Genomic DNA, 24,586 nt, shown 5'->3' with positions numbered 1-24,586 from the left:
GCCGCCCTTGACCAGCATGCCGGCCAGCCAACCTGCCACTGCGCCAATCACCAGCCAGGCAATCAAACCATGTGCGCCCATGTTTTTACTCCAAAGGATGTGCGTTTCGACGTGTGCTGCTGCATAGGCATAGTAGGCGAAGACGGCACAATCTCCATGTGCGGTGCACGCGGTTTTTGCAATTGCAGGCGGCCGCCCGACCGCCCGCGACGCTGTTCAGCGGAACACGTTCACCGCCTCCACCAGCCGGGTCGCCTGCACCCGCAGGCCCTCGGCGGCTGCCGCGCTCTGCCCCACCAGCTCGGCGTTCTCCTGCGTGACCTGGTCCAGATGGCCGACGGCCTGGCTCACCTGGGTAATGCCGTCGGTCTGCTGCGCGGTCGCCAGGCTGAACTGGCTGTCGCAGAGGCCGTCGGGTTGCCGCCTCAATGGGCGGCCGTATACACGTCGCTGCCGAAGCCCTGCAGGCCGCTCATGCCGGCATAGCCGAGATGGGACAGGCTGAAGACATCCTCCACGCTCTTGAGCAGCCCGTAGTGGTTGTAGGGCGTGTTGCTGACCGTGCCGGGCTGGATGAACGGCGACAGCAGCACCGCGCCAATCCGGCCGCCGCCGGGGCCGGTCAGGCCGGGCAGCAGCGTGTTGGGGCCGGAGGGCTCGCCGCAGCAGGCGGTGGTGTCGCTCGTGCCCGCCTCGTCAAAGGTGATGATCAGCAGGCCATCCTTGCGGAACGCGGGCGAGTTGGTGATCTGCGGCACCCAGGCTTGCAGGAAGCGGTCGATGGCCGGCAGGCCGCCGGCGGTCTTGCCGTCGGCGCAGGTCGGGTCGTCATGGCCGTCGTTGCACAGGTTCGGCACGATGAAGGAGAACGCCGGCGTGGTCGCCGGGCTGGCGAGGTCGGTGGCGAGCGCGTCGAGCCGCACGACATGGCTGTTGCAGGCTGGCGCGTTGTCGATCACCGAGTGGAAGTACATGAACGGGTTGTGGCGCGTCGCGTAGCCGTCGGTGGCGGTGGCGGTTTGCGTGCCATCCTTGCCATTAAGCGCGGGGTGGGAACACGTGGTGCTGCCGTCGCGCGTCAGGTCGTTGCCCATGTCTTCCATGTAGCCGCGCCAGGCCAGGCTCTTGGCATCGAGCTGGCTGGCGATGGTGGCGATGGCGGCCGGGTACACGCAGCCGGTGCCGGTCACCTGGCCGTTGGCATCGGGGCTGGTGGTACCCAGCCAGTCGGTGAAGTATTGGCAGTCGGCCTGCGTCTGCGCGTTCGGCGCCTGGCCGCTGATCATGGCGAGGTAGTTGTCGTTGCTGTTGTGGCCGATGCCGTAGTACTGCGTCAGCAGCGCGCCCTGGCTCACCAGCGTGGTCGCCAGGTAAGGCGCCTGGCTGCCGGCGCCGAAGGTCTGGGTGTAGCCCTTGTTCTCCAGCACGATGACGAAGACGTGGCCGATCGTCTTGGCGCTGGCACTGGTGGAAGGCGTCGCGGGCGTTTGCCCGGGCTGGGTGGCGGGCGCGGGGCTGGCCGCGTTGGCGGAGGTGCCGGCATCCGCAGCGGTGGTGCTGCCACTGCCGCCGCCACAGCTGGCCAGCAAGAACGCCAGGGAAACCGCCAGCAGGCGCGTGTTCAGAAATCGCATGATCGACATGATTTACGGAAGAGGAAAGCCGAGCGACCCGGCCAGCGTGCGCAGCTCGCTGATGCCGGGGATACCGTTGAAGCCCGGCACACTGCCGGTGATGGACCCCGCGCACACGCCGCCAAACGGCCCCTGCGGCACGGTGAAGGCCGGCGCGGTGAGGTCGAGCGTCGAGGTGAAGTCGAGCGCGTAGGCAATCGAGTTGGTGTCCGGCAGCCCCGCGCGCGCGCCAAGGCCATTGAGCCCGAAGCGCCAGGCCAGGAATGCATGGATCGAGCTCGGGTCGAGCGGCCAATGACTGACGTGACCGCGCTGGGCCTTGGGCCCGATCAGCACCAGCGGCACGCGAAAGCCAACATAGCCGTCATTGCCGAGCAGCGTCTCCGCCGCAGAGACGGGTCGCTTGAACGGCGGCACGTGGTCGAAGAAGCCGCCCCATTCGTCGTAGACGATCATCATGAGCGTCCTGCCCCAGCCGGGACCGTTGCGCACGGCGTCGTAGATCTGGTTGAGGAAGGCCTGGCCGTTGCGGATGTCCGAGTTCGGGTGGTCATCGGCCGAGATGCCCTGCGGGTTCTCGCCCGTGAAGCGCGGGTCCACGTACGAGAACGCGGGCAGCGTGCCGGCGGCGGCATCCGTTAGGAAGCTCGCGAACGGCTTCGAGAGGTTGAGGTACTTCGTGCCGAACAGCGCCGTGAACGGCACATCGCTGAAGTAGTAGTTGGACGAGACGCCCTTCTCCGCAAAGCGGTCGAAGATGGTCGGCAGCGTGCAGGTGGCCGTCGAATTGTGCAGGCGGTCGGTCTCGCCGCACATCAGGTGGAAGCGGTTCGGATAGGTCTCGGCCAGGATGCCGCAGTGGTAGCGGTCGCAGATGGTCCAGTGCTGCGCAGCGGGCCCGAAGAACGACAGGTCTTCCGCCTGGTAGTAGCCAATCGGGAACAGATCACCGGGGGTCTTGTTGGTGTCGGCCGTCTGCAGCCAGCCGTCCATCTTGCCGCCGTTGAGCTGGGTGCGGCCGCCCTCATAGCTGTGGTCCGGGTCGGCGAAGGTGCAGCCCTGGAAGCCGTACTTGGGGTTGGTGGCCAGGCGGAACGTGTTCTGCGTGTTGCCGAAGGCGTCGACGAACTGCAACCCGGCCTGCTTGCCGTCGGCCCCGGGCAACCAGCCGAAGTAGTGGTCGAAGGAACGGTTCTCCATGACCACCAGCACGACGTGGTCGATGCCCGATTGCAACGGATTGGGCAGGACCGGCGGGATCAGCCCGGCCGGCCCGGGCGCACCGATGACGGGCTGCGTGCTGGTCTGGTTGCCGCTGGTGCTGCTCGTGCCGGTGGTGCCATTGCTGCCGCTGGCGCCATCACCGCCGCCGCCACCGCAGGCGGTGAGGCCGGCGCCGGCCAGGGTTGCCGCCGCCGCGCCAATCAGGCGTCGGCGCGTGCGAAAACGCGCTGTGGGGTCCTTCTTTGTCATGCTGCCGCTCCTGCTCGTCGATCGCCCTGTGGGCGTTATGGGGACGGGCGGACACTAGCAGCGCGGTCAGCGCAGGTTTTTGACAAAACGGTGCAGTAGAGGCGGCGCTCTTATCCAAACAGGCTGGGATGCGGCGTAGGCGGCACGTGACGCTGATGCCGGCTGTTCGTTGTTGCATCCACGCACGTGACCCGATGCGCGCACAGGCCTTCGTCGACTGGCATCAAAAATAGCGCGCCCTGATTCACGCGATTTTCATATCGCGCAAAAACACTCCCTATACCGACCCAATGGATATTTCGCGGATTAAGGGATATTACTTATTATCTTTTCTTGCCCAGGCGTCGTTAAAAATCCTGTCGATGCATTTCAAAATGCGAAGCAAGACAGACTTCAATTTAATGCAGGACTCATATTTGAGGGCCCTGAACTATGTCGCACATTACCGAAATCCAGTTATCCGAGGCGATTGTCGACCTCGTCAACTGCGGCGTCTTTTCGGTCGACCGCGACATGCGCATCCTCAGCTGGAACCGCTTCATGCAGTACCACAGCGGCCGTGCAAGCGAGGATGTGATCGGCCAGGACATGTTCGCCCTGTTTCCGGAGCTGCCGGAAAAGTGGCTGCGCAAGAAAATCGAGAGCGTATTCATTCTGGGGGTATCGACCTACACCTCCTGGGAGCATCGCCCGTATTTGTTCCGCTTCAATCACACGCGTCCCATTACGGACACGATCGATTCGATGCGGCAGAACTGCAGTTTCATTCCCATTGAGGATGGTCAAGGCTCGGTCATTGCCGTGGGCGTCACCCTGATCGACGCCACCGATATTTGCCTGGCGCTGGGCGAATTGCGCAAACGCGAAAAAGTGGCGACCGATGCCCTGGCGGAACTGACGGTGCGCAACACGCAGTTGTCCGCCCTGAACGACCAGCTCGCGCAGGCGCATCAGCAATTGCTGCAGTCGGAAAAGCTGGCGGCCATCGGCCAGCTGGCGGCGGGCATCGCGCATGAGATCAACAATCCGGTCGGCTTCGTGCTGTCGAACCTGAACGCCCTGCAGCGCTACCTCGACACGCTGATCGCCTACGCGCGCGACGTGGAGCGCCTGGCCAGCGAGGCGCGGCCGGCGCTCGCGGCCCAGCTGGCGGCCCTGGCGAAGACGGCCGATTTCGACTACCTCGTGATGGACACGCCGGTGCTGGTGAGCGAATCCAAGGAAGGCCTGGCGCGCGTGCGCGACATCGTGGTCGACCTGCGCGACTTCTCCCGCGTGGACAGTGCGCACCAGTGGGAGCAGGTGGACATCCACCGCTGCATCGAATCGACGCTGAACATCGTGCACAACGAAATCAAGTACCAGGCCGAGCTGGTGCGCGAATACGGCGAGGTGCCACCGGTGTCCTGCATTCCGTCGCAGATCAACCAGGTGGTGCTCAATCTGGTCGTCAATGCCGCCCAGTCCTACGGAGGACAGCGCAGGCGTGCCGGCGAGCGCGGCACCATCACCCTGCGCACCGGTTTCGATGCCGCCGACCCGGAACACGTCTGGTTCGAGGTGGCCGACGCCGGCAGCGGCATTGCACCGGAAAACCTCACGCGCATCTTCGACCCGTTCTTCACCACCAAGCCCGTCGGCCAGGGCACGGGGCTTGGGCTGTCGGTCACCTACGGCATCGTCAACGCGCACAGCGGCCGGATCGACGTCTCGAGCACGTTGGGCGTGGGCACCACGTTCCGGGTCACTCTGCCGCTCAAACGCGCGACCAAACCTGCCGATGCGGGCGAAAAACGCAGGGCATCCGATCTCGTCGCCTAACGAGGACACCATGGCACTTCCCGTCCTGATCGCAGACGACTCAACGCTGGCACGCAGGCTGTTGCTCAACGCCCTGCCCGCCGACTGGGATATCGAGGTCACGCAAGCCACCAACGGCACCGAGGCGCTCGCGCAGTTCCGGGCCGGCCGGGGCGTGGTGGTCTTTCTCGACCTGACCATGCCCGACATGGACGGCTTCCGGGTGCTGGAGCAGATCCGGCTGGCGGGCACGGATACGTTTGTGATCGTCGTGTCCGCCGACATCCAGTCCGGTGCGGTGGCACGCGTCAAGGCGCTGGGCGCGATCGGCTTTGTCGCCAAGCCGGTGTCGTCGGATCGCATCCTGCCCATTTTGCGGAGGTATGGCTTGTATGAATGACCTGACCTTGAACGAAGAGCAGCGCGACGCGCTGCAGGAGATTGCCAACATTGGCATGGGCAAGGCTGGTGCGGCGTTGGCCGAGTTGCTGGAGACCTTCGTCAAGCTGTCGGTGCCGGACATCAAGCTGGCCAGTGCGGCCCAGCTGCGCGCCGAAGTGCTGTCGCCGCAGTTCATGGGCAACGGCCCGCTGCCGGTGCGGCAGTCATTTCAATCCGATATTTCCGGCGAGGCCATCGTGCTGTTCGGCAAAGACGGCCTCGAAGAGCTGGAAGAGCTGATGGGCTATGCCGATGGCACCGGCACTGCCGCCAACGAGGTGCTGTCGGACATTGCCAACCTGCTGGTCGGGGCCTGCGTGCGCAGCGTCTTCGAGCAGCTGGGCCGCAGGATCTCCTTTGCCCGCCCAAGCTTTGTGCCGCCCGAAGCGCTGGCCAACGCGCTGTGCGACGAGCGATTCGGGCGCTGGGACATCGCGCTGCTGCTGGAAGTCCGCTTCGCGCTGGAACGCGGCGGCTTTACCGCCCAGCTGGTGCTGCTGATGCCCGAAGCCGCCATCCGCAAGATGAAAAGCGCGCTCGAGCAGTTCCTGCAAGCGCTATAGCCCGACCGATCCGACCCATCGTGAACAAGGTGCCCGGCATGATCTCCGACCAAGACACAGCGCAGCACACCGAAACGCCGCCCGCGGCAACCGGCGAACAGGCCGCCGCCGCCCCGCAGCTCCCGACATCGCCTGTCACGCTGGCCCCACTGGTGCTGCTGGTCGATGACGAACCGGGCGTGCTATCGGCCCTGCGGCGCCTGCTGCGCCCCACCGGCTATCGCGTGATGACGGCCGAGGGTGGCGCGCAGGGGTTGGAGTTGCTGGCCGCCAATCCGGTCGACCTGATCATCTCCGACATGCGCATGCCCAACATGAACGGCGCCGAGTTCCTGTCGCGGGCGCGCGTGCTGTCTCCGGAGACGATGCGCATCCTGCTGACCGGTTATTCGGAGATCGACTCGGCGGTGCGCGCCATCAACGAAGGCGGCATCTATCGCTACCTCAGCAAGCCCTGGGACGACCATGACCTGCTGCTGACCGTGCAGCGCGCCATCGAGCAGCGCGCATTGACTCGTGAAGCCGCCAGGCTGACCGACCTGACGCAGCTGCAGAACGAGCGGCTGCAGCTGATGAACGCGGGGTTGGAAACCCAGGTGGAAGCGCGTACCGAAGAACTGCGCCAGACCGTGCTGTTCCTGGAGGGTGCCCAGCGCGACCTGAAAGACAACTTCACCAACATGGCCCAGGTCTGCGCCAGCATGATCGAGCTGCGCTGCGGGGTCATGGGTGGCCAGTCGATACGCGTGGGGGACCTGGCACATCGCATCGCGCTGGCGTGCGGCTTGAGTGAGCTGCATGCGCAGGACATCTTGCACGCTGGCCTGCTGCATGGCATCGGCAAACTCTCGTTGCCGGACGACATCCTGGACCGGTCGCTCGATCGGCTCTCGCCAGAGGAGTTCAAGCTATATCACCAGCACCCGTTGCGGGCACAGATGGTGCTCACGCCGGTGTCTCAGCTGGAGCAGGTCGCGCGCATCATCCTGCACCAGTACGAGCGCTATAACGGACGCGGCACACCGGACCGCCTCACGGGGGACAGCATCCCGATCGGCTCGCGCATCGTGGCCGTGGCACGCGATTACGTGGGCCTGCAGGCCGGCGAGATCGTCAAGCAGCGCATTCCGCCCGAGCAGGCGGTGGAGATGATCAAGTCGCAATCCGGGCTACGCTACGATCCCCTGGTGGTCGTGCGCTTCCTTGCCGTGCTCAAGGAGCAGCAGGAAGCGCCCGCCGTGCGTCAGATCCGCTCGGGCGACCTGCGCGAAGGCATGCGCCTGGCAGACGATCTGCTGACGCGCCGCGGCGTCTTGCTCATCACCCGCGACAGCACCGTCAGCGCGCACCAGGTCGAGCAGATCAAGCACTTCGAGGCGACCGAGGATGCGCCGTTTGCCATCGTGATCCACGCCGACATGCTGGCGCCGCCCGGCGCGTGACGCATGCCGGCGGCGGGCGGGCGCCGCTCAGCTCGCCAGTTTCTTGAACGTCTCGAGCACCGCCTCACCCTTGAACGGCTTGACGATCCAGCCCTTCACGCCGGCGGCCTTGCCTCGCTCTTTCATGGCGGGGCTGCTTTCGGTGGTGAGCATGATGACGTTGACGGTCTTGTTGCCGAGCTCGCCGCGCAGCTTCTCGACCATGGTCAGGCCGTCCATGTTGGGCATGTTCACGTCACTGATGACGAGCTTGATGCCGGGGTTGGCCTTGAGCTTGGCCAGGCCGTCCTTGCCGTCCACAGCGGTGTCGACCGCCAGGCCGTTCTTCTTCAGGAAACCGGCCACCTCGTCGCGCACGGTGCTCGAATCGTCGACCACCAGGATCTTGGTCATGGGTCTTTCCTCTCTTTTCGCAATCAGAACAGTTCAAGTTCGCCGCCGGTCTCGACTTCGTCGCTGACATCGGCAACGAAATCCAGCGGCGCGTGCGCACACACGCAGACGGTGGCGGCCACCCGCACCGCGTCGTTGATGGTGACCGCATACGCGGCCAGATACCCCGGCTTGAGGACTTCCAGATACGGGACGCAGCGCGCGCTCACCGCGTAGGGCGTCGACATGCCGAGGTCCGGAAACACCTGCAGCAGCTCCTGGTTGACGGCGCCACAACACAGGTTGCCGATCTCCAGGCACGCCTCTTCGAACGAGCGGCCCGATGCCTCACCTTTGAAATACGCCCGCGTGCTCTCGGTGTCGTCAAAGCGCAGCACCAGCAGCAGGCGGAACACCATGGAGGAAATGGTCAGGATCAGCGCCTGCTCGCCCCCTTTGGCATCGCCCGGCTCCGCAGCGGCAATGTGGCAGGCGTCCTCCGCGTGCAGCGCGAGCCGGGTGCGCGCGGCCTTGCGGAAGATGCGGTCGAAACTGTCTTGCGCGTTACTGCTGATCACGTGGTATCTGCCTAGTGAAGCTGAGTTTGAAACTGGCTCGCCAGCGACTCAACACTGGACAGCGATGCCGTGATCATCTTCCCGCCCGCCTGGATGTCCTGGAAGGTGGCGGTGGTGGTCAGGTCGTTGCGGTGCAGGCTGTCGCGGTAGCTCTTCGACAGTTCTTCGGAGCGCCCCGCCAGCGAGCGCACCTCGCTGGCCACCACCGCAAAGCCGCGCCCCGCCTGACCCGCGCGCGCCGCCTCGATCGACGCGTTGAGCGAGACGATCACCACGTGCCGCACGATCGACTGCAGCTCCTGGTTCTTGGCGTGCATGTCGTGGTTCTGCTCCATGAGCGAGATCATCTGCTCATGCCAGCGCTCGAAGGTCAGCGCCAGGCCGCGCAAGCGCACGGCTTCTTCGGCGATCTGCCGGGCGCGTCCGGCCCACTGCGCCTTGTCGTCCGTGGCGGCCTTCAGTTCGGTGCGCAGCTGCTCGGCCGCTTCGGCTTGCTTGGCGGCGGCTTCATTCTGCTGGGCAACCGTGGCTTCCAATGCCTGCACGTCCCGCCCGCCTTGCTCGACCAGCGCAGCCTGCTGCGCCAGCTCCGCGGACAACGTGGCGATGCGGCCCTTGGCGTCGGCCAGCGCCTGCGCCGCGGCCTTCGCGCTGCGCTGGTGCGCGAGCCATGCCACCACGCCCACCACCAAGCCGCCGGCCAGAATGGCCAGAACAATCGATCCCATTACGATGCTTCCTTATCCATCTGTGCCTCCGGCTGACCGCCGAGCGCTGCGCCGACGCTGTCCACGGCAAAACGCTCGGGCAGGCAGACCACGGTCTGGAACTGGCGGTACGCCGCGCCCTTGTGGTCATCGGTGAAGTGCAATTCGATGCGGCCGTGCTCGCGCTTGAGGAATGCCTGCACAGCGTCCATGCCAACCCCGCGCCCCGAAACCTCCGTCACCGTTTCCGCCGTCGAGAAGCCAGGGCGGAAGATGAACTGGGCGATGTCCTCATCGCTCGGGCGCTCGTCGGCGCCAATCCAGCCGCGCTCGACGGCGATGCCGCGGATGCGCTCCAGCGCCAGGCCGCGGCCGTCGTCGCACAGCGTGATCTGCAGCATGCCCTGGTCGACGCCCACCTCGATGGCGATCGCCCCGGCGGCCGGCTTGCCATTGGCCGTGCGCACGTCGGCGGGTTCAATGCCGTGGTCGATCGAGTTGCGCAGCAGGTGCGTGAACACGTTCTGCAGGACGGCGCCGGCCTCGCTGCGCACGCGGTAGCCGTTGTCGTCGACGTGGACGGACGCGGGCTCCTTGCCCAACTCGCGGGCCAGGGACGGCAGCGACTGCAGCACCCCGGACAGCAGCTCGCCCACGGTCTCGCTGCCCAGCAGGCGCAGCAGCTGATACACCGAGTCGCGCATCGAGACCATTTCGTACAGGCTGCCGGGGTTGGCAGTCTCCAGCAGGCGCAGGCTTTCGCGCACGCGCGACATGGCTTCGGAGGCGGTCGGCGCGGCGCCAGCATCACCGCCGGCACCCTTGCGGCCCAGGCTGACTTCGTTGATGCGGGCGTAGTTTTCGAGGGTCTCGCGCACTTGCGCCAGCTCTTGCATGAGCCAGTCCTGGTCCCACGTGTGCTCGGTGCCGGGCTCGCGCAGCGCGTGGTAGGTCTGCTCAGTCTCGTGCACGACGTTGGTGAGGACCTGCAGGTTGTACGTGCGCGCGTTGCCCTTGATGGTGTGCATGTTGCGGAACAGTGCCGCAATGGCGTCGCTGTCGGCCTGCGAGTACTGGCGGATGATGCGCTCGTTCTCGTGTACGAAGCTGGTCGAGCTGTCGATGAAGTGCTGGAACTTCTCCTGGCTCACCGCCAGGATCTCGCCGATGATCTCGAGGTTGCGGCGCTGCTCGCTGGCTTCGGCCGCCAGCTTGCGCAGTTCGGTCACGTCGCGCACGCACAGCATCAGGCGCAGGATGGTGTCGCTCTCATCCGTGATGGCCGACCACGACAGGTCGAGCGTCTTCACACGGCCGTCCGGCATGCGCTTCTCCACTTCGCTGGCCAGCAGGTGCTGGTTGAAGGCGAAGTTGATGACGTCCTGCCCGAGGCAGGCATCGGCTGCCGCTTCCACCTGCGACAGCGCGTCGGCGCCCAGGTTGGTATCGGCAAAGATCAGGTCCATCAGCTTGCGGCCGGCAATGTCCTGCGTCTCGAAGATCGATTCGAGATAGATCGAATACTCCTCGTGCACCACGGCGCCGTCGACCACGGTCAGGATGCCCTGCTGCATGTTCTGCAGCATGGCCTGGATGTCGGCGGTCTTCTGCTTGAGCAGCAGCGCGTTCTCCTGGATCTTTTCAATCATCTGGTTGAACGCCACCACCGAGTGGCCGATCTCGTCCATGCGGACCACCGGCACCCGGCGCGTGAAATCCTGGCTGGTGGCGATCTCGCTCATCTCGGCCTGCATGCGCGTGAGCGGGCGCGTGATCTGGCGGTAGAGCAGCATGCCGATCGCGGTCAGCAGCACGATGGCGATGCCGCTCACGGCGCCGATGGCGGTGGCGGTGGTCGCCAGCTTGCCGTTGAGCACCGTGATGGCGTCGTCCTTCTCGCGGTTCTTCTCGATGCGCAGCGTCTCGACGATCTTCTCCAGCACATCGCGATAGCTGGCCACATTGGCAAACAGGAAGGCCTGGGCAAGCTCGTTCTTGCCCGCCAGCTTCATGTCGATGGTTTGCTGGATCGCCTCGAAGTAGTTGTCGATGCTCTCCTTGGCCTGCGTGACCAGCCCTTCCTGCGCGTGGCTGTTGGCGTGCTTGGTCTGCACGTCCAGGGCAGCCTGCAGCGCGGCCTCCTTGGCCTTCAGGTCGTCCTTGGCCTGCGCGACGATGTTGCCGTCCGGGGCGTAGACCAGCACCATCGTGGCCAGCTGCACATCCTTGACCAGCGAGACGAGGTCGGCCGAGGCCAGCGCGCTCGGCACCACGCCCTCGGTCACCTGCCGGACTTCCGATGCACTGCCCCGGGTCTGGTAGACCGCGTAGCCGCCGATGGCCGCCAGCGCGACGAACATCAGCACCACCAGCAATGTAATGCGATGACGAATGGTCATTTGAAAAGCTCTCTGTCCGGTCGACAAATTCCCGCAAAAGGAAAGACACCGCGACCCATTTGCGCGATTGAAATTCAGCGGCGCAATTATTGATGTGTAAATATGACCAATCGATGAATGCCACATTGTGAACATGTTCATCGACAACACCCCTGAACCGCGTGTTCGATGCCACGAAAACGTGTGCGCGCATCGGGCCGCGTTGCCTTACCCCGCTTGAATCCACGCCAGACCGGACTCACTCCCTCCTGAAGGAGGGGACGCCCTTGTTAGCGCTAAAGCTTTTCAAGAATCTGCCGTTAATCACCGATATGGATAATCTCATATCCATTCAATATTCAATTTAGACGCCGTTATTCCAAATGCGGAAAAACGACGTTTCATCCTCCTCGCATTTTGACGCGACAGATTGCGGACACCCCGCTCGCTCCTGACGTCAATCCCCGACAAGATCCTGCTCGCACCGGGCCCAGCCCCGGAAGACAGACGCGTCTCGTAGCAACGTGCTCCACGCTGCACCTGCCCCGCGACAGCGCGCCGCATTGCGCCTTTGCCGCAGCGCACTAAACTTTCAGAAATTACTGAAAATTGAGAAAGATCAAAACCATGCAACTTTCTCCCTTGAAACAGCGCTTCGTGTTGCATTTCGGCGAGATGGGCAGCCGCTGGGGCATCAACCGCACGGTCGGCCAGATCTACGCCCTGCTCTACGCCGCGCGCGAGCCGATCAACGCGGATGAGATCGCCGAGGCGCTGGGCTTCTCGCGCTCCAACGTCAGCATCGGCCTGAAGGAGCTGGAGTCGTGGAAGCTGGTGCGGTTGTCGCACAAGCCCGGCGACCGGCGAGAGTACTTCTCCGCCCCCGACGACATCTGGACCATCTTCCGCACGCTGGCCGAAGAGCGCCGCAAGCGCGAGATCGACCCGACGCTCTCGCTCTTGCGCGACGTCATGCTCGAATCCCCCACCGATCCCGACGACCGCCACGCCCAGGCGCGCATGAAAGAGATGTACCAGCTCATCACCCTGGTCACGACCTGGTTTGACGACGTGCAGAAGCTCGACGTCGAATCCCTGCAGCAGCTCATGAAGATGGGCGCCAAGGTGCAGAAGCTGCTGGAGATGAAGAACAAGCTGGCCGTCGTCGTTGGCGGCAAGAACAAGTCGTAGTCACGCCCCCCGAGAAACACCATGTCACTTGATCCTGTTGTCCTGGCGCGCATCCAGTTCGGCGCCAACATCACGTTCCACATCCTCTTTCCCACCATCAGCATCGCGCTCGGGTGGGTGCTGCTGTTCTTCAAGCTGCGCTATCGCAAGACCGGCGATGACGCCTGGATGGCCGCGTACCGCCTGTGGGTGAAGGTCTTTGCACTGACGTTCGCGCTGGGCGTGGTGTCCGGGGTGACGATGAGCTTCCAGTTCGGCACCAACTGGCCGGGCTATATGAACACGGTTGGCAACATCGCCGGGCCGCTGCTGGCGTACGAGGTGCTGACCGCGTTCTTTCTGGAGGCGAGCTTCCTCGGCATCATGCTGTTCGGTACGGGCCGCGTGAGCGAACGCATTCACACCTTCGCCACCTTCCTGGTCGCGCTGGGCACCACCATCTCGGTGTTCTGGATCATCGCGCTCAACTCGTGGATGCAGACGCCGACCGGCTACACCATGATCGACGGCCGCGCGCATCCGGTTAGTTGGCTGGCAATCATCTTCAATCCGTCGTTCCCATATCGCTTCACGCATATGCTGCTGGCCTCGGGGCTGACGGTGTCGTTCATCCTGGCGGGCGTGTCGGCATATCGCTGGCTGCGGCAGGACCGCAGCGACGACGTGCGCGCCACGCTCAAGACCGGCGTGGTGCTGGCAGCGATGCTGATCCCGCTGCAGATCGCCGCCGGCGACGCGCACGGCCTCAACACGCTGGAGCACCAACCGGCCAAGCTGGCCGCCATGGAAGGCATCTGGCAGACCGAGCGCGGCGTGCCCGCCGTGCTGTTTGGCATCCCTGACCAAGCCACGCGCAGCAACCGCTTCGAGGTCGCCGTGCCCAAGCTGGCGTCGATCTATCTCACGCACTCGATGGATGGCGAGGTGAAGGGGCTGGATGCCTTCGACCGGCATCCGCCCGTGCTGCCGGTGTTCTTTGCCTTCCGGCTGATGGTCGGCATCGGCCTGCTGATGCTGGCGGTGTCGTGGAGCAGCGCATGGTTTCTGCGTCGAGGCGGCGACCTGCCACGCTGGCTGGCCCGCGCGTTGGTGGCGATGACGTTCGCCGGCTGGCTGGCCGTCGTCGCTGGCTGGTACGTGACGGAAATCGGCCGTCAGCCGTGGCTGGTCTACGGCGTGCTGACCACCGCGCAGGCCGCCTCCAGCGTGCCCGCCCGGATGATCGGCACCACGCTGGCGATGTACCTCGCGCTGTACGCCTTCCTGATCGCCTCGTATGTCTCCGTGGTGTTCTACCTCGCGCGCAAGGCCGGGGGCAGCATCCACCCGACCGACGCCGACATCCCGGGCACCCACGCCCCGCAATTCACCGCCCCCGCCCGGAGCCAAGCATGAACACCCTCCCCGACCTCACCCAACCCGCCGGCTGGCTGCCGGTGGTGTTCATGGCCCTGATGGGCATTGCCGTGCTGGCCTACGTGATCCTGGACGGCTACGACCTCGGCGTCGGCATCCTGCTGCGCCGCGCCGATGACGCCGAGAAGGACACCATGATCGCCTCCATCGGCCCGTTCTGGGATGCCAACGAAACCTGGCTCGTGCTCGGTGTCGGCCTGCTGCTGGTGGCGTTTCCGGCCGCGCATGGCGAGATCCTGGGCGCGCTGTACCTGCCGGTGGCCCTGATGCTGTTCGGGCTGATCCTGCGCGGCGTGGCGTTCGACTTTCGCGTCAAGGCGCGCGCGCACCACAAGCCGTGGTGGAACCGCGCGTTCTATGCGGGCTCGGTCATCGCCACGGCGTCGCAGGGCGTGATGCTGGGCTTGTACATCACCGGTTTCCAGTACAACGCGGCCAATGTCATCTTCGCCATCTGCACGGCGGGCGGGCTGATCGCGGGCTACCTGCTGCTGGGTGCGACCTGGCTCATCATGAAGACCGAAGGCGCCCTGCAGCAGCGCGCCATCGACTGGGCGCGCGGCAGCCTATGGTTCACCGCGCTGGGCGTGGCGGCCGTGTCGCTGGCCACGCCGTGGGTCAGCACGCGCGTGTTCGACAAGTGGTTCGCGCTGCCGAACATCATCCTGCTGGCGCCGGTGCCGCTGGTGACGGTGGTGCTGTTCGGCCTGATCGACTGGGTACTGCGCCGCCTCCCCGCACAGATCGCCCGCGGCGACGAGCACCTCGTGTGGGCGCCCTTTGTCGGCACCGCAGCGATCTTCCTGCTGGCCTTCAACGGCCTCGCCTACAGCCTGTTCCCGTATCTCGTGGTCGACCGGCTCGACATCTGGCAGGCCGCCAGCGCGCCAGAGTCGTTGGAGTTCATGCTGGTGGGCGTGGCCATCGTGCTGCCGACCATCGTGGCGTACACCATCTATGCCTACAAGGTGTTCCACGGCAAGGCGACGGAGCTGCGGTACTACTGAATGGCGCGTCGCAATTCCTCCAGCAGCGCCCCGCCAGACCAGGCGGGGCGTTCGGCGCTCTGCTCAGCCGCATGCACCAGCGCACACAGCCGCGCATTGACCGGCGCCGTGCGCCCAAGCCGCTCGGCCAGCCGCACCACCTCGCCGCTGATCCAGTCCACCTCCGTGGCACGCCCGGCCGCCAGGTCATCCGACATCGATGAGCGCGCCAGCGGATCAATCGCCAACATCTTGCCGGCCACCCTGGCGAACAGGCCATCGGGCAGGCTCAGCATGCGGGGGATCCACGTGGCCGGCAGCGGCGTCAGCTTGGCCGGGCGAATGCCCGCCCGTGAGAGCAGGCGGAGCGCCTCCTCCTGCGCCATCGCCAGGCAACGCCGGTAGGCGCGCTGCGACAACTCCTCCTTCAATGGCCGGTTCGCCAACGCATTGATCGCGTTGTTGAGGTTAAGCAGCAGCTTGGCCCACTGCACGGGCAGCATGTCCGCATGCTGGATCAGCGGTAGACCCGCCCGCGCGAAGTCCTGCACGAACGGCTGCAGCCCAGGCGAGGCCTTGACCTCCAGCTCGCCGCCCGTGCCCTGGTGGAATGCCCCCGGCCCGCGCGAGACCACGTTGAACGGCACCATGCCCTCCAGCACGGTGTGCCGCGGCAACGCGGCGCGGAGCACCTCGGCGTTGGAGAGGCCGTTCTGGAAGCTGATCACAATGGCGCCGGGCTTGAGCACCGGCGCCAGCTCTCTGGCCGCCTCGGGCGTGGCGGCGGACTTGACCGTCACCAGCACCAGATCGGCGGTGGCGGCCGCAGAGGCATCGATTGAGAACCGGATGTTGGGCGGCTCGACCTGCCCGTGCTTGCCGTGGAAACTCGACAACGCAAGCCCATGCTGGTGCAGTTCATCGCCCACACGCGAGCGGCCGATGAAGGTGACATCGCTACCCGCCGCCAGCAACCGGCCGCCCAGATAGCAGCCGATGGACCCGGCGCCGTAGATGCAAAGCGTTGCCATGCAGGACTCCAATTCAGGGAAACGGACGCCAGCGTAATCGACAAACGCCGGCCAACACTGTCAAGTGGCGATCAATCGGCCCTACCATACGGCCTTTGCCGTTTCGAGCCGCATCCCATGCATCACGTCCTGCTGTATTCCGACTCCCTGTCATGGGGCATCGTCCCGGGCACCCGGGCACGCCTGCCATTTGCTGCACGCTGGGCCGGCGTGATGGAGCATGCGCTGCAGGCGCAGGGGCATGACGTGCGCGTCATCGAGGACTGCCTCAACGGGCGGACCACCGTGCTGGACGATCCCGTCCGGCCGGGGCGCAATGGGCTGCACGGGCTGGCGCAGCGCGTCGAAACCCATGCACCGCTGGCGCTGGTGGTCCTGATGCTCGGCACCAACGATTTCCAGGCGATGTTCCAGCACACCGCCCAGGACGCGGCACGCGGCATCGCCCGGCTGGTCGAGACCATCCGGCAAGCGCCCGTCGAACCCGGCATGCCGATGCCGCCCGTCGTGATCGTAGTGCCCCCCGCCATCGTCGCGCCGGCCGGTGCGATGGCCGACAAGTTTGCGGGTGCCGCGAGCAAGAGCGCCGGCCTCGCCCAGGCGTACCGGGAAGTGGCCGAGGCACTGGGCTGTCCGCTGTTCGATGCCAATTCCGTCACGCCCGCCAGCCGTGTCGATGGCATCCACCTCGATGCCGACCAGCATCAAACGTTGGGCGAGGCGATGGCGCGGGTGGTCGGGCCGCTGCTCGCGCGTGGCGAGCTTGCCCAACCCGGGAAGCAAGCCAGCGTGTAAGGCCTCGGGAAAACGATGGGCCCCAGGGTGGGCCAAGTTCGTCAGTTTGGGGGATGGCCCGGTGGCGCGCGCGACCTAGCATGAAGCCAGCAAGCCGCGGGCCCGTCCCGCGCCGCCCGGCGGCTCCATTGCCTGCCTCACCCAGCATCGGAGGACAAGATGCGAACCCATCCCATCGCGGACGCCCTGGTCAGCTGCAGCCTGCTCTTCTGCGCGGGCGCCCACGCGCAAGTGGCTGCGAGCACCTCGCCCCCCATCGAATACCTTCATGCCGAAGGCCAGCACGCCCCGACCGCGCCGTTCTCGCCGGGAGTCAAGGTCGGCAATCTGCTGTTCGTGTCGGGCATTCCCGCGTTCGACAAGGACGGCAAGCTGGCCGTCAACGATTTCACGGCGCAGATGAACCAGGTGATGGACAACATCACCGGCATCCTGAAAGCCGCGGGCGTGGGCTGGGACCGCGTGGTCAAGGTGAACGTCTACCTGACCCGGCGCGAAGATTTCAAGGAGATGAACCGCATCTACGCGGCGCATTTCCAGGCGGGCAAGTACCCCGCCCGCACCACGGCCATCACGCTGCTGCCGAATCCGGATTTCCTGCTGGAGATCGAGTGCGTTGCGGCGCTGCCGTAGTGGCATGACGCTCGGCAGCACTGTCATCGGGCCGCCGGGATTGCGGCAAATCCAGCAAGGGCTGCACCACATGCGGGCACCCGGCGCGCTATGCTGGCATCACCATGAAACCCAGCACAGAACGCGACTACGCCCGCCGCATCGCCCGTGTCATCGAGGCGATCGTGGCCGACCCCGGTGCACCTCATACGGTGGACAGCCTGGCGGCCGTCGCGCATCTGTCGCCCTACCACTTCCATCGCATCTACCGCGCGCTCACCGGCGAGAGCATTGCCGCCACCGTCCAGCGCGTGCGGCTGGCGCAAGCCGCGCATGGGCTGGCGCGGGCAGACGATTCGGTGACGTCGATTGCGCTGGAAGCCGGCTACGACAGTCCGCAGGCATTCGCGCGGGCGTTCCGCACGTTTGCCGGCGTGAGCCCAAGCGCGTTCCAGGCACGCCAGCAACATCTGGCCACCGCACGCCTCGAAGCCGGCGCCGACCTGCCACACGTCGAAGTCATCGAACTGCCCTCCGTCGAGGTGCTATGCCTGCGCCATGAAGGCCCCATCGCCACCATCGGCCAGACCTTCCGCAGGCTTGCCCAGAGGGTGTTCGGAGACAGTGCCGTGCCGCAGACCCTGCAGCGGATCGGCCTGTGCCACGGCGATCCGGAGGAGGCGGACAGTTTCCGTTACCTCGCCGCCGTGGTGCCGACCACGCCAGTCGAACCCACCGCCCCCGTCGAGTGCGTACAGATCGCGGGCGGGCGCTATGCCTCGCACCAGTTGGTCGGCCCCTACGCACTGATCTCGCCGACCTTCGAAACGCTGTTCGGCGGCTGGCTGCCACACAGCGGCTACCTGCCCGATGACCGCCCCGCACTGGAGCTGTACCGCAGCCCGCCGATGCACCCGCGTCACGCCTGCGTGACCGACCTCCTCATCCCCATCCGCAAGGACTGACGACGATGCTTCGATTCTCGATGGCCGCCATGGTGGCGGCGGCAGCATGCTGGGCGGGTTGCGCCAGCGCCGCACTCCCGGACACGCCCTACCACGTGGGCGAAACCCTGCGCCAGTTCCACCCCGATGCGGCCCGCCACTGGCGCGGCGCCCAAACGCAGGCACTGGTGACCACGATTTGGTACCCCGTCGATGCCGGCACGCCGGAAACGCCGCACGACATCGGCAAACCGGGGCGCCGGACGTTCAAGGGGCACCCGTTTGCGGACAAGGCACCGCTCTCGACGGCGCGTGCGAAGTACCCGCTCCTGTTGCTCTCGCACGGCACCGGCGGCACGGCCGACAGCCTGGACTGGCTGGCCGGCGCGCTGGCCGCCAACGGTTACATCGTGGCCGGTGTCAACCACCCCGGCAACAACGCCATGGAACCGCTGACGCGCGACGGCTTCATGCTGTGGTGGGAGCGCGCCACCGATGTGAGCGAGGTACTCGACGGCGTGCTGGCCGACGCGGCACTGGGCGCCCATATCGACACCGACCGCATCGGCGCGGTGGGCTTCTCGCTGGGCGGCTATACCGTGCTGGAACTGACTGGCGCGCGCACCAACCTGCCGGCGTTCCAGCGCTTCTGCCAGTCGCCTGATGCCGATGCGATCTGCCACCCGCCGGAGATGCGGCGTGTCCAGGACGATACGCAGGCAACGGACACGCCGTCCGCCGACACCACGGCGTCGCTGGCGCGGGCCGGGGCGTCCTACCGGGATGCGCGCATCAAGGCGATCTTTGCGATTGCACCGGCCTTGGGGGAAGCGTTCGATCAGGCGTCCTTTGCCGACGTACGCATCCCGGTGTCGCTGTTGGCCGGCAGTGACGATTCCATCGCGCCGGTCCAGACCAATATCCGCCGCATTGCCGGACTCCTGCCCGCAGCCAGTGTGGAGCTCCTCCCCGGAGCGGGACACTACACGTTCCTCGACACGTGCCTGCCACCGCTGGTCGAGCGTCTGGCCACGATCTGCAAGGATAATCCGGGCGTCGATCGGGATGCTGTTCACGCACGGGCGATCAGGCGCGCGCTAGACTTCTTCGCGGCAAAGCTGCCGGCATCCAAAGCGTGAACACAACAGAGACGGATATGAGCGTGGAGTCTCCCCTGCCGCCTGAGCATTCCCAGCATGCAACCGGGCTAGTCATCGTCGAGGGCATCATGGGCTCCGGCAAATCGACGACGATGCGCTTCATTGCAAAGTCCCTGCAGGACGCCCATCGCCCAGCTCTGCCGATCCACGAACGCACCGATCCGCATCCCGTTCGGGCAACCGACGAGCTCGAACATTGGTTTGAGCCATGGCTCGATACAACGCCGCTGCAGCTTGCCCAGCGCAGTGTCGTGCGGTGGCGCGACTTTGTTGAAACCACGCGCAAAAGTGGCGTAGTGCCCGTCATGGACGGCCAGCTATTCCACGGCGACCTGACCAACCTGTTCCTGATGGAAATGGACGCGGATGCCCTGGCCCGCCACATCGATGCGCTGGCAGAGGTCATCGCGCCGTTGAACCCGCTTGTCATCTACTTTCGCCAGGAAGATGTCGACCAGTCCATCCGATCGATCTGTGTGGAGCGCGGCGATGACTGGGTGGCCTATCAAGTCAACTGGAAGCTGGCGGCACCATACTGCACGCGTCGGCAGCTCGCAGACCTTAAAGGTCTGGTCGATCTGTATCGCGACTACCGGCGCATGACTGATCTGCTGTTCGACCGACTCCCCCTGAACAAGCTGGTCATCGAAAACTCGGCGCGAAACTGGCCCGCCTACGAGCAGCAGATCCTGCACGCACTGCGATAACTGGAAGTCTGTCGCCCTGACAGTTAACGCGCGTCCGGCTCCAAAGATGGCCCAGCCTGCTGCGCCCGCCACGCCCTTGGCGTCATGCCAAAACCCGCGATGAACCACCGCGTAAACGACGCCTGCCGCGTATAGCCAAGTAGCGCGGCCACGCGCCCGATGCGGTAGCTCGGGTTCATCATGTAGCGGACAGCGAGGTTGTGGCGGACCTCCTCGACCAGCTCGGAAAAGCTGCTGTCGGCGCCCTCGAGCTGGCGCTGCAGGGTGCGCACGCTGAAGTGCAGGTGTTCCGCCACCTGCTCCACCGACGCGCGCTCGAGCGGCAGCAACAGGTAGATGGCGCGCCGCACCTCCTGCACGATCGCATCCGGCCCTGACACGTTGAGCGGCTCGGCCAGGCTTTCGGCATAGCGCACCAGTTCCGGATCGGCATTCGGATTGGGCCGATCCAGATCGGCGGCGGCGCAGACGATGCCGTTGAAATCGCTGTTGAACACCAGCGGGCAGCCGAAGAAGCGCCGGTGCAAGCTTGCGTCGGCCGGCGCCGCGTGGGTGAAGTTGACGGCGCGCGGCTTCCAGTGCGCGCCCAGCAACGCGCTGCAGGTGCGGGCCAGCACGCCCAGGGCCAGCTCGTTGGCCTGGCGCAGCGGCAGCGGCGAATCGGCAATCACCTCCTCGCGAATGACCACCATGTCGTCTTCGGATTCCAGATAGATCGCCAGCGCCTGGTTGAGCAGGTGCCGGTACTGGATGATGGCCTGCAGCACCTCCCGCAGCGTGCGCTTGTGCGCCAGCAGCAGGCCGAGCACCCCGAAATCCAGCTCCTGCCGCACCTCGGCCATCTGCAGGCCGAGCGTCGGACAGACCGCGCTGATGGCCGTGATCTCCATCAGCTGGCAGGTGGCGGCCACCGGCACCAGTTGCTCCGGGTCGGCCAGGTTGGCCGGATCGAGCCCCGCCTGCCGCAAGGCCTCCGCCGGGTTGAAGCCCAGGCGCCGTACCACCTGGAAATAGCCGTTCAGGCTCCGTGCCCGCACCATGGTTTCCATCGCGCTTCCTTGTCGGCTTGGCCCTCGGGGGGCGTCTCGGTGTTTACGCGGAATGGCGCGAAAAGCGAAAAACATGGCGCCAAAAGAGAAATACAAGGCTATCGCTTCCTTATATTGGAGTCCAGCACCAAGACCCCAACAGGAGACACGCCATGCAATTTCTGGACGATTCGCTGCACCCCGAGCACCAGGACAAGGTCGTCATCACCGTCGCGCCGTACGGCCCGGAATGGATGCCGGAAGACTTTCCGGAAGACATCCCGGTAACGATGGAAGAACAGGTGCAGAAGGCCGTGGATTGCTACAACGCCGGCGCCACCGTGCTGCACCTGCACGTGCGCGAGCTGGACGGCAAGGGCTCCAAGCGGCTGTCCAAGTTCAACGAGCTGATTGCCGGCGTGCGCGCGGCGGTGCCCGACATGATCATCCAGGTGGGCGGCTCGATCTCGTTCGCCCCGGAAGACGAGGGCCAGGCCGCCAAGTGGCTGTCCGACGACACGCGCCACATGCTCGCCGACCTGACCCCGACGCCCGACCAGGTGACGGTGGCGATCAACACCACGCAGATGAACATCATGGAGCTGCTCTATCCGGAATACCTGGAAGGCACCTCCCTGTCGCACCCAGCCTACCAGCAGGCCTACCGCGAGATGACGGTGCCGGCCGGCCCGCAATGGGTGGAAGAGCACCTGCGCCGCCTGCAGGCCGCGGGCGTGCAGCCGCACTTCCAGCTGACCGGCATCCACGCGCTGGAAACGCTGGAGCGCCTGGTCCGCAAGGGCGTCTACAAGGGCCCGCTCAACCTCACGTGGATCGGCATCGGCGGCGGCTTCGACGGCCCCAACCCGTTCAACTTCTTCAACTTCATCCACCGCGCGCCGGACGGTTGTACGCTGACGGCGGAGTCGCTGCTCAAGAACGTGCTGCCGTTCAACATGATGGCCATGGCAATGGGCCTGCACCCGCGCTGCGGCATTGAAGACACCATCATCGACCAGCACGGCAACCGCATGACGTCGGTGCAGCAGGTCGAGCAATGTGTGCGTGTGGCGCACGAACTGGGCCGCGAGATTGCCAGCGGCAAGGAAGCCCGTGCGATCTACAAGATCGGCGTGCAGTACGACAGCGTGGAAGAGACGCTGGCCAGGAACGGCATGGCACCCAACCGCACGCCCGACGTGAAGAACCTGCCGCTGCGCGCCGCTTAAGCGCGCGCCGCCCGGCCTGCTGAAGGTGGCAGGCCGGGCGAACAACCGAAGCTGTGCCCACCTTCACCGGGACCCCTTAAAGACGGCGCTCAACGCAAGCGCCGCCACCTCGGAGACAACCATGAATCTGCACGCTGCCGACCTGCCCCCGGGCGACAACGACGGCTACCTGGTCAGCCGACCGCAAGCGTGGTTCGCGTTTGCGATGACGTTCGCCTTGATGCTGTTCGACTACATCGACCGCCAGGTCATCGTGTCGCTGTTCCCGCATTTGAAGACGGCCTGGAGCCTGTCAGACAAACAGCTCGGCGCGCTGGTGTCGGTCATCTCCATCGTGGTGGCGGTGGGCGGCCTGCCGGTGGCACTGCTGGCGGACCGCTTCAGCCGGGTCAAGAGCATCGTCATCATGGCCACGGTGTGGAGCCTGGCAACGATCTCATGCATGTTCACGCGCAACTACACGCAGCTGTTTGCCGCGCGAGCCATTGTCGGCGTGGGGGAAACCGGCTACGGCTCGGTGGGCGCGGCGCTGATCGCGAGCCTGTTTCCCAAGCGCCTGCGCGCCACGCTGATGGGCGCCTTCTTTGCGGCCGGCTCGGTCGGTGCGGTACTCGGTGTGCTGCTGGGCGGCGTGATTGCCGCGCACTGGGGCTGGCAGGCGGCCTTCGGCGTGGTCGGTTTGCCGGGCCTGCTGCTGGCCCTGCTGTACCTGTTCGTGCCGGACTACAAGACCGTGGCGATGGCGCCGGGCGGCGCGCTCGCGCACCAGTCCGTCGGCACGGTCATGCACCGCGTGGTGGCCGCCCTGACCAGCTCGCGCACGCTCTGGTGGACGTGCCTGGGCGCGGCCTTCCAGCTGATCGTGGTGTCGACCATCTGGGCCTGGCTGCCGAGCTACCTGAACCGCTATCACGGCACGCCGCCTGACCGCGCCGCCATGCAGGCAGCGCTGGTGGTGCTGTGCGGCGCGCTGGGCGCGTTCGTGTGGGGCGTGGTGGCGGACGTGGTGGCCGCACGTCGGCAGCGTAACCGGCTGATCGCGGTGGCCATGCTTGCCATCATCACGCTGCTGGTGTTCATGACCGCGTTCGGCACCGCCATGCCGCCCAACCCGCAGTTCCTGCTGATCGCCTTCGGCGGCTTTCTGATGACGTGCACGGTGGCGCCGGCCTCCAGCGTGGTGTTCGACGTGATCCACCCGGGTGTGCGCTCGACCGGTGCGGCGCTGCTGTCGCTGTTCCAGAACCTCTTCGGGCTGGCAATCGGGCCGTTCGTGGGCGGCGCCCTCTCCGATGCGTGGGGGCTGCAGACCGCGCTGGCCGTCATGCCGGCCTTCGGCCTGCTGGCCGCCGGATGCTTCCTGCTGGCCGCGCGCAGCTATGAAGCCGAGCTGCACCGCGTAGCGCATGTGCCGATGGGCGCCGCGCCTGCCACCAGCCCGCCGGCGGTGGCATCGGCCTGAGTTCTTCCCGCGCCGACCACCCGAGCCAACCCCGCTCCCTCTCCCGCCTTGACCGCAGCTCGCATGCGAGCCGCGCGGGCGGCGCGCACCCCAACACAACGCAAACCAACAGGAGACACACCATGGCAAACGCCGTTCGCTTTCATGAAACCGGTGGACCGGAAGTCCTGCGCTACGAAACCGTCGAGGTGGGCAATCCCGGCCCCGGCCAGGTGCGCCTGCGCCACGAGGCCGTCGGCCTGAACTTTGCCGACACGTATTTCCGCTCCGGCCTGTATCCGGTGCCGCGCCCGGCCGGCATGGGTGTCGAAGCCGCCGGCGTGGTGGAAGCCATCGGCCCCGACGTGAGCAACGTGGCAGTGGGCGACCGCGTGACCTACACGGGCTTCATCAACACGCTGGGCGCCTACAGCACGGAGCGGCTGATTCCCGCCGCGCCGCTCATCAAGCTGCCCGATGCCATCGCCTGCGAAACCGCCGCGGCGATGACCATGCGCGGCCTGACCTCGGCCTACCTGATGCGCCGGATTTACCCGTTCGCCAAGGGCGACACCGTCCTGCTGCATGCAGCGGCCGGCGGTGTCGGCCTGATCGTCTCGCAATGGGCCAAGCTGCTGGGCCTGACCGTGATCGGCAC

General features: G+C 65.8%; 23 protein-coding genes and 2 pseudogenes. 15 read left to right on the top strand and 10 right to left on the bottom strand.

Annotated elements, in window-relative coordinates:
* The 4 genes and pseudogenes from QZ609_RS11805 to QZ609_RS11790 form a co-directional block, all read right to left on the bottom strand.
* Positions 1-81: pseudogene (locus tag QZ609_RS11805) on the bottom strand (GlsB/YeaQ/YmgE family stress response membrane protein); the annotation flags it as partial.
* A 135-nt stretch (positions 82-216) separates the two neighbouring features.
* A pseudogene (locus tag QZ609_RS11800) lies at positions 217-399 on the bottom strand (hypothetical protein); the annotation flags it as partial.
* Positions 400-425: 26 nt separating this feature from the next.
* Positions 426-1,643: an alkaline phosphatase family protein gene (locus QZ609_RS11795; RefSeq protein WP_365901433.1), complete on the bottom strand. Its 1,218-nt coding sequence runs from the start codon at positions 1,641-1,643 to the stop codon at positions 426-428.
* 3 nt (positions 1,644-1,646) lie between these two features.
* The gene (locus QZ609_RS11790) at positions 1,647-3,107 is read right to left on the bottom strand and encodes an alkaline phosphatase family protein (protein WP_295494535.1); all 1,461 of its coding nucleotides are present in this window, start codon (positions 3,105-3,107) and stop codon (positions 1,647-1,649) included.
* A gap of 432 nt (positions 3,108-3,539) precedes the next feature.
* Here QZ609_RS11790 and QZ609_RS11785 point away from each other — a divergent pair, with 432 nt between their 5' ends.
* Genes QZ609_RS11785 through QZ609_RS11770 form a run of 4 tightly spaced genes read left to right on the top strand, consistent with a single transcriptional unit; the run spans position 3,540 to position 7,353 of the window.
* Entirely contained in the window at positions 3,540-4,928 is a 1,389-nt protein-coding gene (locus tag QZ609_RS11785; protein ID WP_295494532.1) for an ATP-binding protein, read from the top strand.
* Between the two features lie 10 nt (positions 4,929-4,938).
* Positions 4,939-5,307, top strand: a complete 369-nt coding sequence (locus tag QZ609_RS11780; RefSeq protein WP_295494528.1) for a response regulator — start codon at positions 4,939-4,941, stop codon at positions 5,305-5,307.
* The gene (locus QZ609_RS11775) at positions 5,300-5,911 is read left to right on the top strand and encodes a chemotaxis protein CheC (protein ID WP_295494526.1); all 612 of its coding nucleotides are present in this window, start codon (positions 5,300-5,302) and stop codon (positions 5,909-5,911) included. The genes QZ609_RS11780 and QZ609_RS11775 overlap by 8 nt, the downstream gene beginning before the upstream one ends.
* Before the next feature lie 38 nt (positions 5,912-5,949).
* Positions 5,950-7,353, top strand: a complete 1,404-nt coding sequence (locus tag QZ609_RS11770) for an HD domain-containing phosphohydrolase (protein ID WP_295494524.1) — start codon at positions 5,950-5,952, stop codon at positions 7,351-7,353.
* Positions 7,354-7,380: 27 nt separating this feature from the next.
* Here the strand turns inward: QZ609_RS11770 and QZ609_RS11765 are convergent, their stop codons facing one another.
* The 4 genes from QZ609_RS11765 to QZ609_RS11750 are packed head-to-tail and all read right to left on the bottom strand — an operon-like array spanning position 7,381 to position 11,409.
* Complete coding sequence (locus QZ609_RS11765) at positions 7,381-7,746, bottom strand: response regulator (RefSeq protein ID WP_295494521.1); 366 nt, start codon at positions 7,744-7,746, stop codon at positions 7,381-7,383.
* 23 nt (positions 7,747-7,769) lie between these two features.
* Positions 7,770-8,303 carry a hypothetical protein gene (locus QZ609_RS11760; protein ID WP_295494518.1) on the bottom strand — a complete coding sequence of 178 codons (534 nt, stop codon included), beginning with the start codon at positions 8,301-8,303 and terminating at the stop codon, positions 7,770-7,772.
* An 11-nt stretch (positions 8,304-8,314) separates the two neighbouring features.
* A complete protein-coding gene (locus QZ609_RS11755; RefSeq protein ID WP_295494515.1) occupies positions 8,315-9,031 on the bottom strand; it encodes a methyl-accepting chemotaxis protein in 717 nt (238 codons plus the stop codon).
* Positions 9,031-11,409, bottom strand: coding sequence for an MCP four helix bundle domain-containing protein (locus tag QZ609_RS11750; RefSeq protein WP_295494512.1), 2,379 nt, complete (start codon positions 11,407-11,409; stop codon positions 9,031-9,033). The genes QZ609_RS11755 and QZ609_RS11750 overlap by 1 nt, the downstream gene beginning before the upstream one ends.
* Before the next feature lie 606 nt (positions 11,410-12,015).
* Between QZ609_RS11750 and QZ609_RS11745 the strand changes: the two genes are divergently transcribed.
* The 3 genes from QZ609_RS11745 to QZ609_RS11735 are packed head-to-tail and all read left to right on the top strand — an operon-like array spanning position 12,016 to position 15,002.
* Positions 12,016-12,579, top strand: coding sequence for a GbsR/MarR family transcriptional regulator (locus QZ609_RS11745; RefSeq protein ID WP_295494511.1), 564 nt, complete (start codon positions 12,016-12,018; stop codon positions 12,577-12,579).
* A 21-nt stretch (positions 12,580-12,600) separates the two neighbouring features.
* The gene (locus QZ609_RS11740; protein WP_295494508.1) at positions 12,601-13,974 is read left to right on the top strand and encodes a cytochrome ubiquinol oxidase subunit I; all 1,374 of its coding nucleotides are present in this window, start codon (positions 12,601-12,603) and stop codon (positions 13,972-13,974) included.
* Complete coding sequence (locus QZ609_RS11735) at positions 13,971-15,002, top strand: cytochrome d ubiquinol oxidase subunit II (protein WP_295494506.1); 1,032 nt, start codon at positions 13,971-13,973, stop codon at positions 15,000-15,002. The genes QZ609_RS11740 and QZ609_RS11735 overlap by 4 nt, the downstream gene beginning before the upstream one ends.
* Here QZ609_RS11735 and QZ609_RS11730 read toward each other — a convergent pair.
* The gene (locus QZ609_RS11730; protein WP_295494503.1) at positions 14,996-16,012 is read right to left on the bottom strand and encodes a 2-dehydropantoate 2-reductase; all 1,017 of its coding nucleotides are present in this window, start codon (positions 16,010-16,012) and stop codon (positions 14,996-14,998) included. The two genes, QZ609_RS11735 and QZ609_RS11730, sit on opposite strands and share 7 nt — an antisense overlap.
* 117 nt (positions 16,013-16,129) lie before the next feature.
* Here QZ609_RS11730 and QZ609_RS11725 point away from each other — a divergent pair, with 117 nt between their 5' ends.
* The 5 genes from QZ609_RS11725 to QZ609_RS11705 all read left to right on the top strand — a co-directional run bounded on the left by QZ609_RS11725 (position 16,130) and on the right by QZ609_RS11705 (position 20,230).
* A complete protein-coding gene (locus QZ609_RS11725; RefSeq protein WP_295494500.1) occupies positions 16,130-16,807 on the top strand; it encodes an SGNH/GDSL hydrolase family protein in 678 nt (225 codons plus the stop codon).
* Positions 16,808-16,966: 159 nt separating this feature from the next.
* Complete coding sequence (locus tag QZ609_RS11720; RefSeq protein ID WP_295494497.1) at positions 16,967-17,440, top strand: RidA family protein; 474 nt, start codon at positions 16,967-16,969, stop codon at positions 17,438-17,440.
* Between the two features lie 104 nt (positions 17,441-17,544).
* Positions 17,545-18,384 carry a GyrI-like domain-containing protein gene (locus tag QZ609_RS11715; RefSeq protein ID WP_295494494.1) on the top strand — a complete coding sequence of 280 codons (840 nt, stop codon included), beginning with the start codon at positions 17,545-17,547 and terminating at the stop codon, positions 18,382-18,384.
* Positions 18,385-18,389: 5 nt separating this feature from the next.
* A complete protein-coding gene (locus QZ609_RS11710) occupies positions 18,390-19,502 on the top strand; it encodes a prolyl oligopeptidase family serine peptidase (RefSeq protein ID WP_295494492.1) in 1,113 nt (370 codons plus the stop codon).
* Positions 19,503-19,525: 23 nt separating this feature from the next.
* Positions 19,526-20,230, top strand: a complete 705-nt coding sequence (locus tag QZ609_RS11705) for a hypothetical protein (RefSeq protein WP_295494490.1) — start codon at positions 19,526-19,528, stop codon at positions 20,228-20,230.
* Positions 20,231-20,253: 23 nt separating this feature from the next.
* Here QZ609_RS11705 and QZ609_RS11700 read toward each other — a convergent pair whose 3' ends face one another.
* Complete coding sequence (locus tag QZ609_RS11700; RefSeq protein ID WP_295494488.1) at positions 20,254-21,279, bottom strand: AraC family transcriptional regulator; 1,026 nt, start codon at positions 21,277-21,279, stop codon at positions 20,254-20,256.
* A 152-nt stretch (positions 21,280-21,431) separates the two neighbouring features.
* On the opposite strand from QZ609_RS11700, the gene QZ609_RS11695 reads away from it, so the two are divergent.
* From QZ609_RS11695 to QZ609_RS11685, 3 genes are all read left to right on the top strand, one after another.
* On the top strand, positions 21,432-22,487 hold the full coding sequence (locus tag QZ609_RS11695) for a 3-keto-5-aminohexanoate cleavage protein (protein ID WP_295494485.1): 1,056 nt from the start codon (positions 21,432-21,434) through the stop codon (positions 22,485-22,487).
* A 121-nt stretch (positions 22,488-22,608) separates the two neighbouring features.
* Positions 22,609-23,949, top strand: coding sequence for an MFS transporter (locus QZ609_RS11690; RefSeq protein ID WP_295494483.1), 1,341 nt, complete (start codon positions 22,609-22,611; stop codon positions 23,947-23,949).
* A gap of 122 nt (positions 23,950-24,071) precedes the next feature.
* A partial coding sequence (locus QZ609_RS11685) for an alcohol dehydrogenase catalytic domain-containing protein (RefSeq protein WP_295494480.1) occupies positions 24,072-24,586 on the top strand: 515 nt, incomplete at its 3' end.

It is taken from the genome of uncultured Ralstonia sp. (genome assembly GCA_913056305.1).
Taxonomy (GTDB): Bacteria; Pseudomonadota; Gammaproteobacteria; order Burkholderiales; family Burkholderiaceae; genus Ralstonia.
This window is presented reverse-complemented; position numbering and strand designations above follow the sequence as displayed.